At 35.2% G+C, this 14,902-nt stretch carries 16 protein-coding genes and 1 riboswitch; of the genes, 10 read left to right on the plus strand and 6 right to left on the minus strand.

What is annotated here, in order from left to right; translation table 11 throughout:
- Positions 1 to 19 precede the first annotated feature (19 nt).
- Both WR164_RS01875 and WR164_RS01880 read right to left on the minus strand, forming a co-directional pair.
- Positions 20 to 607: a hypothetical protein gene (locus WR164_RS01875; RefSeq protein ID WP_286135861.1), complete on the minus strand. Its 588-nt coding sequence runs from the start codon at positions 605 to 607 to the stop codon at positions 20 to 22.
- Positions 608 to 639: 32 nt separating this feature from the next.
- Positions 640 to 1,752, minus strand: a complete 1,113-nt coding sequence (locus tag WR164_RS01880) for a hypothetical protein (RefSeq protein WP_286135862.1) — start codon at positions 1,750 to 1,752, stop codon at positions 640 to 642.
- A gap of 116 nt (positions 1,753 to 1,868) precedes the next feature.
- Here WR164_RS01880 and WR164_RS01885 point away from each other — a divergent pair, with 116 nt between their 5' ends.
- The 3 genes from WR164_RS01885 (at position 1,869) to WR164_RS01895 (ending at position 3,826) form a co-directional block, all read left to right on the plus strand.
- Positions 1,869 to 2,366 (plus strand): DUF1541 domain-containing protein, encoded by a 498-nt coding sequence (locus WR164_RS01885; RefSeq protein ID WP_286135863.1) that lies wholly within the window; start codon positions 1,869 to 1,871, stop codon positions 2,364 to 2,366.
- A 66-nt stretch (positions 2,367 to 2,432) separates the two neighbouring features.
- A complete protein-coding gene (locus WR164_RS01890) occupies positions 2,433 to 3,107 on the plus strand; it encodes a class I SAM-dependent methyltransferase (RefSeq protein WP_286135864.1) in 675 nt (224 codons plus the stop codon).
- Positions 3,108 to 3,121: 14 nt separating this feature from the next.
- On the plus strand, positions 3,122 to 3,826 hold the full coding sequence (locus tag WR164_RS01895) for a class I SAM-dependent methyltransferase (RefSeq protein ID WP_286135865.1): 705 nt from the start codon (positions 3,122 to 3,124) through the stop codon (positions 3,824 to 3,826).
- Between the two features lie 37 nt (positions 3,827 to 3,863).
- On the opposite strand, the gene WR164_RS01900 is transcribed toward WR164_RS01895, so the two are convergent.
- The 3 genes from WR164_RS01900 to WR164_RS01910 form a co-directional block, all read right to left on the minus strand.
- Complete coding sequence (locus WR164_RS01900) at positions 3,864 to 4,430, minus strand: ECF transporter S component (RefSeq protein WP_286135866.1); 567 nt, start codon at positions 4,428 to 4,430, stop codon at positions 3,864 to 3,866.
- 53 nt (positions 4,431 to 4,483) lie between these two features.
- Positions 4,484 to 4,605, minus strand: a riboswitch (FMN riboswitch).
- A 65-nt stretch (positions 4,606 to 4,670) separates the two neighbouring features.
- Positions 4,671 to 5,969: an APC family permease gene (locus tag WR164_RS01905; protein ID WP_286135867.1), complete on the minus strand. Its 1,299-nt coding sequence runs from the start codon at positions 5,967 to 5,969 to the stop codon at positions 4,671 to 4,673.
- A gap of 79 nt (positions 5,970 to 6,048) precedes the next feature.
- Positions 6,049 to 6,480: a nucleoside 2-deoxyribosyltransferase gene (locus tag WR164_RS01910; protein ID WP_286135868.1), complete on the minus strand. Its 432-nt coding sequence runs from the start codon at positions 6,478 to 6,480 to the stop codon at positions 6,049 to 6,051.
- A 147-nt stretch (positions 6,481 to 6,627) separates the two neighbouring features.
- On the opposite strand from WR164_RS01910, the gene WR164_RS01915 reads away from it, so the two are divergent.
- The 3 genes from WR164_RS01915 (at position 6,628) to WR164_RS01925 (ending at position 8,627) form a co-directional block, all read left to right on the plus strand.
- Positions 6,628 to 7,098 (plus strand): glutathione peroxidase, encoded by a 471-nt coding sequence (locus tag WR164_RS01915; protein WP_286135869.1) that lies wholly within the window; start codon positions 6,628 to 6,630, stop codon positions 7,096 to 7,098.
- 11 nt (positions 7,099 to 7,109) lie between these two features.
- The gene (locus WR164_RS01920) at positions 7,110 to 7,706 is read left to right on the plus strand and encodes a zinc ribbon domain-containing protein (protein ID WP_286135870.1); all 597 of its coding nucleotides are present in this window, start codon (positions 7,110 to 7,112) and stop codon (positions 7,704 to 7,706) included.
- Between the two features lie 132 nt (positions 7,707 to 7,838).
- Positions 7,839 to 8,627, plus strand: a complete 789-nt coding sequence (locus WR164_RS01925) for a hypothetical protein (protein ID WP_286135871.1) — start codon at positions 7,839 to 7,841, stop codon at positions 8,625 to 8,627.
- A gap of 56 nt (positions 8,628 to 8,683) precedes the next feature.
- On the opposite strand, the gene WR164_RS01930 is transcribed toward WR164_RS01925, so the two are convergent.
- On the minus strand, positions 8,684 to 9,415 hold the full coding sequence (locus WR164_RS01930; RefSeq protein WP_309297713.1) for a gamma-glutamyl-gamma-aminobutyrate hydrolase family protein: 732 nt from the start codon (positions 9,413 to 9,415) through the stop codon (positions 8,684 to 8,686).
- A 198-nt stretch (positions 9,416 to 9,613) separates the two neighbouring features.
- On the opposite strand from WR164_RS01930, the gene ppk1 reads away from it, so the two are divergent.
- The 4 genes from ppk1 to WR164_RS01950 all read left to right on the plus strand — a co-directional run bounded on the left by ppk1 (position 9,614) and on the right by WR164_RS01950 (position 14,893).
- Entirely contained in the window at positions 9,614 to 11,731 is a 2,118-nt protein-coding gene (gene ppk1 / locus WR164_RS01935) for a polyphosphate kinase 1 (RefSeq protein ID WP_286135873.1), read from the plus strand.
- A gap of 23 nt (positions 11,732 to 11,754) precedes the next feature.
- Positions 11,755 to 12,699 carry a Ppx/GppA family phosphatase gene (locus WR164_RS01940; RefSeq protein ID WP_286135874.1) on the plus strand — a complete coding sequence of 315 codons (945 nt, stop codon included), beginning with the start codon at positions 11,755 to 11,757 and terminating at the stop codon, positions 12,697 to 12,699.
- 27 nt (positions 12,700 to 12,726) lie between these two features.
- Entirely contained in the window at positions 12,727 to 13,410 is a 684-nt protein-coding gene (locus WR164_RS01945; RefSeq protein WP_286135875.1) for a triose-phosphate isomerase, read from the plus strand.
- A gap of 127 nt (positions 13,411 to 13,537) precedes the next feature.
- Positions 13,538 to 14,893 carry a gluconate:H+ symporter gene (locus tag WR164_RS01950; RefSeq protein ID WP_286135876.1) on the plus strand — a complete coding sequence of 452 codons (1,356 nt, stop codon included), beginning with the start codon at positions 13,538 to 13,540 and terminating at the stop codon, positions 14,891 to 14,893.
- The last annotated feature ends 9 nt before the right edge of the window (positions 14,894 to 14,902 follow it).

Here is a 14,902-nt window from a genome sequence, read left to right on the forward strand (position 1 = left end):
GGATTGCAACCAATAGCGGTTAGATATTTTTATTAATTAACGTTAATTTTTCCCAATCATTAGATTGACTTGAGTATACGAACCCGTTAATTAATTTATTGTGGCTTATTTGAAGCCATTCCGTATGGTTTTGTAAATTGAATAAATCTGGGACGACTGCTGAACGATCATTAGGAGCCAATTCAGAAATGACCTCATTACTGTTACCGATTAAATAACGGGTGTTAACCATCGTAAAATCTTCTGAACTTAATTCACGTTTACTAATTTTATATCTATGATGATTGACAGCTACTTCCCATGTCTTGCGGTTATTGCTTTTAATTTTAATCACCTGATTGGGAATTAAAGTTAATTTGTGTTTTCCATGAATGACAACTTTTTTAATCATTGTGACATTGACATCGAAATGACCAATGCGATGCTCATAACTAAAATTAGACTTTAAATGTGGCATCAGTGTTTCAGAAGTTCTATCTAATGCCTGATAGTGATTAGGACTGAACTGATTAAAACTACCATTTAAAGAATAATTTTCATTTGCATGGGCATTGATTCCGCCAATTGAAGCAATCATAAAAGCCATTAACATTAAAATTCGTTTCATTTTAAACCCTTCAATCACGGTGTAATTTTAATTTATTGCTTAAAGGTCAAATATTCAGGATTCCAAGCATGTTGCTTGCTGCTGTAAACGTAAGCTGCATATACAACTTGATTTTGATTAACTTTTTTAGCAGAATTACTAATAATCCACTTTAAACCATCGTTTAATTTAAAATTAGATGGGACCACTGCTTGATGATCACTTGGTGCATATTGTGAAAAAACTAGATTTGCTTTATCAAGACCACTTGTCATCACATTCGTTTGCTTAGTTGAAACCGGGGCCCAAAGACTAGTGCCTACTTTAACAGCAATGTTTTGGCCATTGGCTTGCATGACATAAGTTCCATCACTTTGTTTTTCAAATTGATATGGAGTATTACTGTCAGCAATCGTTTTCCCGTTTCCATCAACTAAATTATTTCCAAATGGTAGGTATCCACTGACAAAGTGATCACTTGGGATGTCATTATCAGCCGTTTGATACTTAGATTTGTACGTTGGGGCCTGAATCTTGATTTCCTTCATCCATTTAGTATTTGGCTGCCTAGTGAACCATTCGGATGATTTAGTTTGCTTTAAGTTATTATCAACGATGCTCCAGAATCCATTGATGTTTGGATCGTATGCTGCAAGGGTACGATAACCACGTTTAAGGGTCCTAGTTGACAAGATTTTATTAGTTAAAGTATGGTTCTTAACTTGGTATCGGTAGACTTTAATGCTTCTTGTTAATTGAACGTAACGGAACTTCTGCCAGTATGAGTTAATTTTATATGTTTTAGCAGCCCTAACTTTTGGCATTTTGGTTACTTTAAGCCATTTGGTACCATTTTGTCTAGCAAACCAAACCTTATTCTTGCTCTGTTTAATATTATTACCCATAATATTCCACATGCTTTTGGCATTTTTATCTAAAGCAACATATACTTTAGTACCACGCTTCAAGTGCTTTTTGGCGGTAATTTTTGAAATGGTACGGTGCTTGATTTTATATTGGTCGATTGTGATTGGTTTACTTAATCTGACATAATGAATTTTACTCCAGTAATTGACGCTTTTTTTAGACATTGCATTAGCAGTAGTTGGTGTAATTAAAAAAATACCAGCTGCCATTAATGAGGTGATCATTGTTGACTTTTTCATGAAACGTTCACTTCCTAAAAATATATTCTATTGGCATTCTAACATACATATAATCCGAAAATTGATATCATAATTTTGAAGGGGTATAATATTTTTTTTAGTGGGGTTGATAAAAAATGAAAAAAATTTGTTCAATTATATTAGTGACAATTATTGGGGTTCTATTTTTAGGATTTTCAAATGTTAGTGCTAAGGGACACCATGTTCACCATTACCATACCGTGATGGGATTAAGACGTGCTCGTCATCCAAAATTTAAAGTAAATTCAAAAGTTTATCTGGAAACGGGCGCTAGAAAATATATGCGTCATTCACACGCTAAAGTCGTTGGTGTTTATCGCAGTAAATTATATGAAGTTAATTATCGTCCTAAACATCGTAAACATGTGATTAGGCACTACCATTGGCTCGTTTATAAGCAAATCAGTGGTCATTTAAGACGTGGTGCCCATGTTCGTTTGAAATCTAATTATGGCCATATGCGTAGTGCGTATGCTACAATTATAGATATAAATAACGGTCCTGCATATATGGTGAATTACAGACCAACTAATGGCGGATATGTTATCAAAAATTATAAGTGGTTATCACAATCTGAATTGAAGCGACGTTAAATCTATATTTCTAATTATGATATAATTAAGAATAGTTTAACAAAAGTTGAAAGAAGAGGCTTCTTTATGAAAATGAAACGTTTGTTCAATTTTGGATTTGACGAACCATATATTTTATTCGTCAGTATTTTCTCCGGTTTGATTTTAATTGGTTTTAATTTTAAAAAATCATGGCGCTGGGGAGTATTATTGTTATTATTTGGTTTGTGGATGGTTTTTGCTAATTGGCAAAAATACCGTTTGATTGACCGATTGATTAGTAAGAATGATTTATCAAATGTTAAGAAGGGACTTGATTTAGGATCTGGCAGTGGCTACTTCTTAATCGATGCGGTTAAAAATACCAAGTTATCCTATTTCGTTGGGGTTGAAGATCAATATCAAAATTCAAAACGAATTCGAAGGAACGTTGATAAGTACCACGTTCAAAACCAAGTTAACATTATTAACCAGGATATTCATGAGTTATCGTATGCTAATCGTTCATTTGACTTAATCACAGCATCAAATGAAAATAATAGTAATATTACTTCGACCAATGCTAAAGAATATCAAAGCCTCTGTGATGAAATCTATCGCATGCTAAAACCAAACTGTAAATTTATGATGGTTAATACGCCTCGAATCACTAAAAAAATGGCAAAATATTTTGAGTCCAAAGGTGCCAATGTCCAAATGTCTAAGATTAAAATTCAACCATTATGGGGACTAAGGACTTTAGTAATGACTAAAAAATATTAAATGGGGTGTGGTAATTGCAAAGAATATTAAAATATTATTTGGTTAATTTTATTCAATTGATTTTAATATTGATTGTTTTGCTTGGCTTATTGATTGGATCATTGATGATTCCAGATTCAAATGTCAAAATAATTGCAATTGCCGTCATTCTTCTAATGCTGATTTTAATTGCTAGATCGACTAGTTCGTATTGGATTGAAAGTGCAATGATTAAAAGTATTTTTAAATATTTGCATTTACATAAATCATTCGTCGTTTTAGATTTAAGTAGTGGTAATGGTTACTTATTAAATCAACTTGCCAATCAGCCTTCATCAAAAATTGTCGGGATTGAAACCCATCACCAGGAAAGAATGCTGAAGCGTGCCCGACAAAACGTTAAATTTAAGCGAAATAGCTATAAGACAAGTATCATGAATGGTAATCCTTATGATTTACCGTTTGATAACCAAACGTTCAATTTAATTACAATGTGCGATACAAGAAAAAGCATTTTTAGATATTCGCAAAACTATAATTTAATGATGAACGAACTATTAAGGGTATTGAAAAAGAACGGTAAAATTTTAGTGATTGCTAGGAAAAGGCCGTTAGTTAAAATTGCTAATATTTTGGATGGCCGAAACGCAAGGGTAATGATGTATGATTACCATTTTCAATTTCTATTTAGCCTGAGGGCAATGGTTGTATCAACCAGTACTAAAAGGTTTAAAAAATAAAATGATGACCAATATGGTCATCATTTTTTATTTTAGATTATTTTATAATTTTACTTAATTGTGGATATATAATTGCAAAAATAATGCCAATGACGATTCCTTTGATTATATTAAAGGGAATCACAGCAATTGCAACTAGTTTTGGAACTGAAAATGATAATTTTAAGCCAATCATATTAATGTATAACGGCGTTACAACGTATAGATTTAATAATGACATTGCAATGGTTAAAGCTAACGTTGCTAGGATTATCATCATGATCCATTTTAATTTACGGGTGTGACTTTTAAAGGATTTTAAAACGAAAAAGACCGCTAACAATAAAACAATTGAAGCCGCCCATGAAGAGAAGACCCCAATGAGACTTGGCAAGGATGCACCGCCAATTGTAATCCAATACAGCAATGATTTAACAGTTGCAATTGTGATTCCAGCGGAAATTCCCATCATCATCGTCCCAATTAAAATCGGCAGGTCGCTTAAATCTAGTTTCATGTACGGTGCAACTGGAATAATTGGGATGGCAATCAACATTAAGACGTATGACACCGCTGCCAAAATTGCCAACTGAACTAATTGCTTAACATCAAAATGATTTTCCATAATATAAACCCCTTATTTGAGGCCTATCTTCAAGAAAGATATGCAATGATTGATTATATCTTCTTCATACCAGACTTTAACAGTCGGCTTTGGACTTCCACCAAATCAACTACCAATTGGTAGGTCGTGGGCTTTTACCACCGGTCGGGAATTTCACCCTGCCCTGAAGATAAACCATTTTTAATTTCTTAATAATTATAATATTAAAACCCGTTTCAAACAAGAAACGGGTTTTATTGATTAATGATTTAATTTACGTTTGCGATAAGCTCTAGTAACAAAGTAGAATGGAATGGCAATAATTAATGAACCAAAGCCCCAGATTAATTTAGATGGGTCAGTATTAATTAAGAGCCAGAGTGAAACTAGAACCGCAATGATTGGAATCACCGGTCCAAACGGTAATTTAAACGATCTTTTGGCGTTCTTCATCTTATGTCTGAAGACAATCACTGCAATACAAGTTGGAATAAATTGAGCAAATCTAGAAACGGCACTAATTTGAGCTAACTTAGTAAAGGTTCCGGTGTATGCCAATAGTAATACCAAGATGGTTGAAAAGATGATGGCAACGTATGGGGCATCACGTTTGTTGGTCTTTTCAAAGAACTTGGGCGTAATTCCATGCTTTGAAAGGGCAACAACTGAACGTGGCGTGATGAATGATTGGGCAATACAAATTCCACCAATTGATAGGACAGAACCAATTAGAATTAAAATCCCACCAAATGGACCCATAATCCTAGTTAACGTTGCTTGAAGAGGAACCGTAGTATTTGCTAATCCTTTTCCTAAAACCCCAATACATGCAACCATGACTAGGATATAAATGGCAGCAACAATGCTTAAAACTAACATCACAGCTCTTGGAAGATTCTTTTTGACGTTCTTCATATCACCAGCAGTCACAACTAAACCTTCGAAGCCAGTGAAAATATAGAACAAAGTCAAAGCGGCGTTTGAAAAGTTACCAGACGTTGTTAATTTGGGAACGAAGAATGGGTGGAAGTTAGCGGGGTGAATAAAGAATAATCCCAGAACGATAACTAAGATAATCGGAATTAATTTTCCAGCCGTGACAACATTATTTAAAATTGCCGTCATTCTAATTCCAGAAATATTCAAAGCCATCAGTAAAATTGCAATAATTGATACGATTACATTTTTAGCAACGGGAGTGTTTAAACTGGGGAAGAATCCGCCAATCGCAGTTGCTAATGCAACGTACATGGATGCTTCAGCAATGATTCGGATTACCCATGCTGCAATTCCGACTTCATATCCAATGAAGTGGCCGAATGCTGCATCGGCATATATGTACGATCCACCAGTTTCATCAAAAAGTCCAGAACATTCGGCAAAACACATTCCAATGGTAAATGCTAAAATTGCATCGAATATGAGAATTAAGATACTTGCTGGACCGAATAATTTCATTCCGGTTGTTGGCAATAGGAAAATCCCTGATCCGATGATGGCATTGATACCAAGCATTACAATACTTAAGAAGTTTAATTGATTTGCTTTAGCTTTTTTCATGTCGAATCATCCTTAAATATAAAATTTAGTTACTTATCTATAATAAGTTAAATTGAATGATAATTCTAGTCATTGTAATTTATCTTTTGATTTGTTTTTGATATTTAGGGACTTCTTGGTTGATGATTTCAATTGCTTCGCTGGTATTATGGTATTGATGGTAATTAAAGTATTGAGATCCCTTAATCATTGCTGATAAGTTTTTATGTTTAGGATTATTCAATACAATTGCTGGAATCTGTAACTGTTCAGCATATGCTAGTTCGTATCCAACCCCTAAACTGGGAATCGATGTATCAGCAACAATTAAGTCACTGGATTTTAACCAGCCAATATCACGATCATGAACGAATTTGTCACTGAAATGGCTTTGACCTTTAGCAGTAAGTAAATGTCTGCCAAGGTGTTCCGTTAAAACATCCCCATAATTTTGCAGTGCAGCGATTAATTTATGATAAATTTTGACATCTTCTTCACTGCCACGAATGGAACCAGAAAAATAAATTCTCATTGGAAATTTCACGCTAATCACTTCTTCCTTATCTATTTTAATTATACTACGATCATTATAATAGTCAGTAAAACCGAAATTCACGTTAATCTATATTATACTGTAATTAGGTATAAATAAAATAATATAAAAAAGGGGTTGTCTAATATGGCTTCAATCTATGACTTTAAAGAAACTGAAATGGGCGGCGAAACAATTGATTTTAATCGTTATCGAGGACACGTCTTATTGGTTGTTAATACCGCTAGTAAATGTGGGTTAGCACCACAATTGAAGGGAATTGAATCCCTGTATCAAAAATATCATGAAAAAGGATTCGAAGTCATTGGACTACCATCCAATCAATTTCATCAGGAATTTCAGGATGATGAAAAAACCGACCAGTATTGTCATTTACATTATGGGGTTACTTTCCCGATGACAAAGCATGTCGCCGTTAATGGTGACGATGCCGATCCACTTTTTACCCATTTAAAATCGGAATCAGGTCATGGAAGGATTAAATGGAACTATACTAAGTTCTTGATTAATCAATCTGGTGATTTGGTTCATCGTTATGCTCCCGTTACGAAACCTGAAAAGATGGAAGCAACCATTAAATCATTATTGAATGAATAGGAAGTTCTTCGATGGATTCACAAAAAATTACCCTCTGTATTAAATGTAAAAAAAGAATTCCCAATGATGCTACTTACTGTCCATATTGTGGCACCAATCAGACTAAACAATTAAAGAAGCGTTCTAAAAAGCATCAAATTAATCTAACCAAACAAAAAAGGCCTAGTATTGATTTACACATTGCACCACCGAATGATAATCGCCATCAAATCAATGCTGATCTTAAGGCATCACGGATTATTGATTATAAAAAACGGATGGGGATGTCCGATCGCATCGACAACGTCCTATACCTTAACAATAGTTACTACCGTCGCAAGTTCTTGTTCGGCAAGTTGGGGCTTATTAACGACCAAAATATTTTGATCGATTTTGAAAAGGATGGATTGCTATTTATTGGTTATACCATGCTAGGTCATTTGAGTGGGCACAATGCATTTATTATGAATCAACAAATTAAGCAAATTCAGATTAAACAAAGTCGATTGCAAAATTTATTGATAATTGATTTAAAGCAGCGCCATTTAGAATTTCCAATTGCTAACATTTTACTGAGCAAAAGTTGGCAGCGTGATAATTTTAAAATTTTATTATCTAAATATTCTTAATGATGATTACCAATAGATTTCAAGTTAATTTCAATTTCTTTTCATTTTAAGAGAACGTGTTGACCGTCATGAATATGTTAAATACAATTGAAAATGAATCGTGATATGAAATGAAATTTGAGGGGCATTAAAATGAAATCTAAGTTATTATTGGCAGCTGCTGTTTCATTCTTGGGGCTTTCAACCATTGGTGGAACTGCAAGCGCTAAGCAAAAGTTATTAAGAATCCCTAACCAGTATCAAAAAACTTGGCAAATGAGTGGTAATCATGATAAGACACTACAAGTTTATCGTTACACTGCTTTTTACAATAGTAAAAGTAAATCTGATCGTTACCGCATGCGGCTTCATTTTAAGAAAATGGGGTATGGTAAATATGGCGTTGTTACTAATTCTAACTACATGCCATTTAATTTTAAAATGAGGAAGCACCATTTAGATGTTTACTACCAAAACCGAATGATCCGTTTCTACGTTCAGGACCATGCGCAAAGTAATGACCAAAATTTAAGCCGTAGTCAACATTTGAAATTAGACGTCAGTGCTTATAATGAATTATTGCAAAATAATTCTGACGTTCCATTTGGCACGTCATTTAACTACGTCAACGAAAATGGAAACCGTAGAGATGTTGCTAATAGCTTGAATTATTTTGTATACGCTGATGGTGATTTCCAAAGTAATCAACCAAGTGATTATCAAAATAGTTACGGCTATTATAGTGTTGCTTATGTTAAGAGGATGCGGAAAAATATGCTGGCTTTAAACAATATTTTTCAGGATCAGCTAACTAAGTACCAAAAGAAACAAATGAATAAAATTGCTAAACAACTTTCTGGTAAGATTACGTCTAAAAACGTTGCTGATTACGCTGCGAATATTAATAATTTACCAAAACGATTAGCTCAATATATTAAGTAAATCAAAAAATCCCAGTCAATTTGAAATTGATTGGTATTTTTATTTACATGCATTTTTTAATTTTGGGCAGCGCGTTTAAAGAAATCAGCAAATAGCTGATCCTGTTCAGAATAATGTTCAAACATATTTTCTGGATGCCACTGGACTCCCTGAATGCTAGCGTCTGAATTTTCGATTGCTTCAATAATGTGATCGTCTGCTCTGCCAACCACTTTTAATGATTGGCCAACTTTTCTAACTGCTTGGTGGTGCCTAGAATTAACGAACGGGTGAACGCCACAACTTTTAGCAACCTGGCTATTTGGGTCTAATGTGATGTGTTGGGTTGGAATGGAACCGTCTTCTTTTTGTTTGTGTTCTAAGATGGGATGGGCATTTTGCTTTTTAAAAGCAACGTCTAAGTCCTGGTAGAGATTGCCACCTAAACCAATGTTAATGGTTTGCATGCCACGGCAGACGCCTAAAACGGGTTTATTTTGCTTTACAGCCGCTTTAAAAAGTGCTAATTCCGATGCATCACGGGCAGGGTAAGTTCTTCTTACTTCTGGAATCCTCTTTTGGTGGTAGAATTTTGGATCGATATCAACGCCGCCAGTTAAAATTAACCCGTCAACCATTTGAATGGCGTCATCCGCCATCCTAGGTGGTAGGATTGGAAAACTGATTGGTAAGGCGTTGTGTTTAACTGCCACGCGAACAAAACCGTTCGGGACAAAATTAGCTTTTTTATCGTTAATGAAGCGCGCTTTTCTTAGAAAAATGTCATCTGTAATGCCAATTTTTACGATATTATAACCTCCATTGAAAAAATAATCATAACCATAATTATGGAACTAATTTATGGATTGTCAACCATGTATATGAGTGTACTTTAACCTAAAAAACATATAAAATTAATGTAAGGAAACAAAATCATTTCTCTTTATAAGACCTTTTAAAATCAAAATTAACCTTGATAAAAATATATTGATAGGAGTCAAATCTGTATGGATAATTTTAATAATCCAAAATATTTTAATAATCGAGACCTTAGCTGGATCGATTTTGACGATCGAGTCTTACGGCAAGCTAAGGTGAAACAAAATCCGTTATTGGAACGGTTGCGCTTTTTAGGGATTACCCAGAGTAACATTGATGAATTCTTCAATGTACGGGTTGCTAAAATTTTGAATGCCATTAAAGCTGGTGATGGTCCTGACGATTCGGGGCAGACACCAACGCAAGTTTTATCGAAAGTCATCAAAAAAGCCCACTGGTTCGTTAGAAGGCAGTATCATACATTACATGATGATTTAATGCCAGCTTTGGATCAACATAATATTCACTTAATTAATTATGAAGATCTAACTAAACACCAGCGCGAATTCATTGATCGCTATTTTGAGCAAAATTTATACCCGACCATCACACCAATGACGGTTAATTTTTCACGTCCATTCCCGTTTGTCCGCGATAAACAACTAAACGTTGTTGCTGATATTGAAGATAAAGAGGGACGTCAATTCTACGCGATTGTTCCAATTTCGAATGCATTTTCCCGGGTCGTTAAATTACCGGATGCCGAAAATGATTTTATTTTACAAGAGGAAATCATTAAACATCACATCCATGATTTGTTCCGTGGGGTTAAGATCAGCAAGACTTCGAGCTTTAGAATTTGCCGTGCCATGGATCTAGAGGTGAATGACCTCCACACGACTGATTTTAGAAGCGAAGTACAGCGTGACTTGCAGCAATTACAGTATGGTAAACCAGTTCGCTTGGAAGTTGAAGCATCCATGAGTGACCGTTTAAAAAAATGGTTAACACCACACGTTAAACTAGACTTACATGATATCTATGAATTGGATGGCCCGGTTGATTTAAATTTTGTGAATGGCATTATTAAACAGGTTAAAGGCCACCATGATTTATTGTACAAACCCTTTACTCCATATTATCCTAAGATAATCAAAAATCATAACTTATTTAAGGTGATTTCAAATCACGATATCTTTTTGCATCACCCTTATGATTCCTTCACGCCCGTCATTGATTTAATTAGGCAGGCATCAAGTGATCGAAAAGTAATTGCGATTAAGATGTCACTTTACCGGGTTTCGTCACATTCACCCATTATTACAGCATTAGAAAAAGCCGCATCGAATGGTAAACAGGTTACGGTTTTGATTGAATTAAAGGCTCGTGGTGATGAACAACACAATATTCATTGGTCACGTGAACTTGAAAAAGCGGGATGCAATGTTATTTATACTTTGGCTGGTTTAAAGACCCATTGCAAGTTAACTTTGGTCGTCAGAAAAGAGAAAAACGGGATTAAGCGTTATATGCACATGGCAACCGGTAATTATAATGATAAGACGGCTAGATTGTACACAGACATGGGCATTTTTACGGCAAATGAAGAAATGGGTAATGATGCTACCAAAATCTTTAATATGATTTCAGGCTTGTCAACATCATCATCTCTGCACTTGAAAAAATTAGTGATTTCACCCGATGGCATCAGAAATTATTTGATGAAGATGATCGATAATGAAATTAACAATGCTAAAAAGGGTAAGAAAGCGTTAATCCAAATGAAAATGAATTCATTATCAGATGGTCCCATGATTAAAAAATTATATGAAGCTAGTTCAAAGGGTGTTAAAATTAATTTAATCGTAAGGGGACTCTGTAACTTAAGAGTCGGCATTCCCAAAGTAAGTGATAACATCGTTGTTCATTCAATTGTGGGTCGGTTGCTTGAACATAGTCGAATTTATTGTTTTCATAATGGGGGTCATCCGAGGGTCTTCATATCCAGTGCTGATTTAATGAAACGTAATTTAAGCCGCCGGGTTGAATTATTGATTCCAATTGAACAACATAATATTAAGAAACGGATTCTTCATATTTATGATCTATTTTGGCATGATAATGTTAAAACCAGTGTTTTACAGCCGGATGATCATTGGAAACTATTAAAACCAGGGGATGAAAAACCACTTGATGTTCAACAGTATTTGATTGACCACCGGGTTTCGATTTCCGATTCATTGTTTAAGCCAACGCCGCACTTCAGTTTTAAAAAGCAATTAAAAAAGCTATTAAAACGTGGATAATTTGAAAGGATTTGTGAAATTAAATGGAAAATTATTGTGTAATTGATTTAGGCTCCAATACAGTTAAATTGACCGTTACCCAAATTGATGATCAAGGTCGAACCAAAAATATTATTAGTGATAAGAGAACGGTTCGTTTGTCGGAAGACATGGGACCTGAAATGGTCTTAAAAAAACCAGCGATTGACCGAACCATCAAAGCCCTTAGTGATTTTCATAAGGAATTCGCTAATTTACCTAATTTAACGGTAAGGGCAGTTGCCACCGCCGCAACCAGAATGGCTAAGAATAAGCAGGATTTTATAAAAGCTGCGGAAGAAAAAGCCAAGATCAAAGTTGACGTCATTACTGGGAACCATGAAGCATACTATGACTACTTAAGTGTTGTGAATTCACTTCCGGTTGTTAACTGTGTCATCATGGATAGTGGTGGTGCCAGTACTGAAATTATTTTAGTCCAGGATAAGCACATTTCTAGGTTAACCAGTATCCCACTGGGTGCAGTTACATTGACTGAGAAATACTTGCATACCGATAAAGTATCTGCTAGTGACATGTTCAACATTTTTTCTAACATGGAAAACCTATATAACAACATGTGGTGGCTTCATCAGGGTCAAAATTTACCGGTAGTTGCCCTTGGTGGATCAAACAGGACCCTTGCTAAAATTCAAATTAGGGCTGATAATGCCAAAAAATATTTAGATGTTCATGGCTTTAGAATGTCTAATTACACTGCTAATCATATCTTTGATCAAATCATTTCCTCTAATTTAGAACAAAGGAAACAAATCCCCGGTTTATCTAAGGATCGCGCTGATATTATTGTCGGTGGGTTAACCCCCGTTATTTCACTCCTTAGACATCTTGATTCGGACCGGCTGATTTTCTCAAATAATGGTTTGCGAGATGGAATTTTACGTGAACATTTAAATTATTTAAGAAGTAATGGTGATATTGGTAAATAAATTATTAATTAGATAGGGATGATTGAAATGTTATGTGTAATGAATTTTAAAACTAAGATGCCGATCAAATCACAATTAAAAATGATGAAGGAAATTGAACAAAATCAGTTTCAACCGCGATTGTTGGTTGCACCTTCGATTTTAGAACCGAATCATTATTCTAACTTTGAAATCGTGAGTCAAGATTTGACGACCAAGGCTAGAACGGTCGGGGAAATTCCTGACAATGCATTAAAGTATTATGGTATTAAATATGCTTTTATTGGTCATATTGAACGTCGGACAATGCTAAAAGAAGATTATGATGTAATTAATAATAAGTTGCAAAATGCCATTCGAAATGGAATTACACCCATCATTACCGTTGGATTAAGCGGTGATCAACCATCTAAAATTATTAATGAATTTAATCAAATCGTCCAAAAGGTTGATTTAAATCACCATAAGATTATTGTTGCCTGGGAATCCATGGCGTCTGATAAAGCTGGCAAGCAGATGTATACTAATCCAGAGGCTAAGAATATCTTTAGCACCATTAGAAAACGTTTAGATCAATATAATGGCATTCAGTATCAACTATTGTTGGGCGGCCATGTTGAAGCCGATGAAGCTAAATTGTCTAAAGAAATTGGAATTGATGGCGTTTTAATTGGTGATCGTTTTAGAACCTTTGCTAGTTTGAAACCAATTTTAGATGGCCTATCTGATTAAGTAAATAGTTCTAAATAATCATCCTTTAATGAGGGTGATTATTTTTATTGTTTTATTTGAAAACGCTTTCACATAATTTGAAATCATGCTATAATTGATTTAAATTAAAAGGAAAGCAGGCGCAAACATGCCGTTTATAGTTTTAGCCCTCGGAATTCTATTCCTACTAGTTTTAATCATTAAGTATAAATTAAATACCTTTGTCGCTTTAATTGTGACTTCAATTTTAGTTGCATTAGGTCTAGGAATGAATCCTGCCCAGATTGCAGTTTCAATTAAAAACGGGATCGGCAGTTCAATGGGCGAGTTAATCATCGTTTTTGGATTTGGTGCGATGATTGGCCGTTTAGTTTCAGATTCTGGTGGATCCTACCGAATTGCACGAACGTTGATTGACCGATTCGGTAAAAAGCAATTGCAAATTGCAATTGTGATTGCATCATTTATTATCGGAATGTCTCTGTTCTTTGAAGTTAGTTTAGTTCTCTTGACACCGATCGTTTTTGCAGTTGCACTGGAAGCCGACGTCCCATTTGTATATTTGGGGATTCCGATGGCGGCAGCTATATCTGCAACGCAAGGGTTCTTGCCACCACAACCTGCGCCAACAGCAGTTGCAACGGCTTTAGGTGCTAATATCGGTCAAGTCTTACTATTTGGGATTATCGTTGCAATTCCCTGTGTAATTGTCGCCGGCCCATTGTTTACTAAGTTTGCTCGAAAGATTGCACCGGAAACTTTTGTGATCAAGAAGTCCCTGCCTGCATTTGGAAAGGTTAAAAGTTATAAAATCGCGGATACCCCTAGTTTTGGCATTTCAGCTTTGACATCATTGTTACCAGCAATTTTCATGGCAATTTCAACGATTTATGATATGGTGGTTAACGGTGGGGTGGCTCCTAAAGATCCCCACGGGTTAGATGCAATTGTGATGATGCTTGGGAATCCAATGATTGCAATGACAATTACATTGCTCTTTGCCATGTGGTCAATGGGCTTTCACCGTGGTAAAAAAATGAAGGATATTTCAAATACGTTAGAAGAAGCCATCAAATCCATTGCAATGCTATTAATGATTATTGCTGGTGGTTCTGCATTCAAACAGGTCCTAATTGATGGTGGCGTTGGTAAAGCCGTTCAATCAATGATGATGCACGTTAACCTCTCACCGTTGATCTTAGGATGGTTGATTGCCGTGATTCTTAGAGTATCACTTGGATCAGCCACTGTTGCTGGGATGACAGCTGCCGGTTTAGTAACTCCATTGATGCACTCATTAACGGTCAGCCCAGTTTTGATGGCATTAGCAATTGGTGCTGGTTCATTAGCAGCTTCACATGTCAATGATGCTGGTTTTTGGATGTTCAAAGGGTACTTTGATTTGACCGTTAAACAGACTTTGAAAATCTGGACGACTTTAGAAACGGCGATTGCTGTCGTTGGTCTAATCATGGTAATGATTTTAAGCATTTTTATTCATTAATTTAATTAT

It is taken from the genome of Philodulcilactobacillus myokonensis (genome assembly GCF_027923585.1).
In the GTDB taxonomy this organism is placed as follows: Bacteria; Bacillota; Bacilli; order Lactobacillales; family Lactobacillaceae; genus Philodulcilactobacillus; species Philodulcilactobacillus myokonensis.

Coding starts and splice junctions, on each gene's coding strand:
- WR164_RS01875 (WP_286135861.1), bottom strand. CDS start 607: ATGAAACGAATTTTAATGTTAATGGCTTTTATGATTGCTTCAATTGGC.
- WR164_RS01880 (WP_286135862.1), bottom strand. CDS start 1,752: ATGAAAAAGTCAACAATGATCACCTCATTAATGGCAGCTGGTATTTTT.
- WR164_RS01885 (WP_286135863.1), top strand. CDS start 1,869: ATGAAAAAAATTTGTTCAATTATATTAGTGACAATTATTGGGGTTCTA.
- WR164_RS01890 (WP_286135864.1), top strand. CDS start 2,433: ATGAAAATGAAACGTTTGTTCAATTTTGGATTTGACGAACCATATATT.
- WR164_RS01900 (WP_286135866.1), bottom strand. CDS start 4,430: ATGGAAAATCATTTTGATGTTAAGCAATTAGTTCAGTTGGCAATTTTG.
- WR164_RS01905 (WP_286135867.1), bottom strand. CDS start 5,969: ATGAAAAAAGCTAAAGCAAATCAATTAAACTTCTTAAGTATTGTAATG.
- WR164_RS01910 (WP_286135868.1), bottom strand. CDS start 6,480: ATGAGAATTTATTTTTCTGGTTCCATTCGTGGCAGTGAAGAAGATGTC.
- WR164_RS01915 (WP_286135869.1), top strand. CDS start 6,628: ATGGCTTCAATCTATGACTTTAAAGAAACTGAAATGGGCGGCGAAACA.
- WR164_RS01920 (WP_286135870.1), top strand. CDS start 7,110: ATGGATTCACAAAAAATTACCCTCTGTATTAAATGTAAAAAAAGAATT.
- WR164_RS01925 (WP_286135871.1), top strand. CDS start 7,839: ATGAAATCTAAGTTATTATTGGCAGCTGCTGTTTCATTCTTGGGGCTT.
- ppk1 (WP_286135873.1), top strand. CDS start 9,614: ATGGATAATTTTAATAATCCAAAATATTTTAATAATCGAGACCTTAGC.
- WR164_RS01940 (WP_286135874.1), top strand. CDS start 11,755: ATGGAAAATTATTGTGTAATTGATTTAGGCTCCAATACAGTTAAATTG.
- WR164_RS01945 (WP_286135875.1), top strand. CDS start 12,727: ATGTTATGTGTAATGAATTTTAAAACTAAGATGCCGATCAAATCACAA.
- WR164_RS01950 (WP_286135876.1), top strand. CDS start 13,538: ATGCCGTTTATAGTTTTAGCCCTCGGAATTCTATTCCTACTAGTTTTA.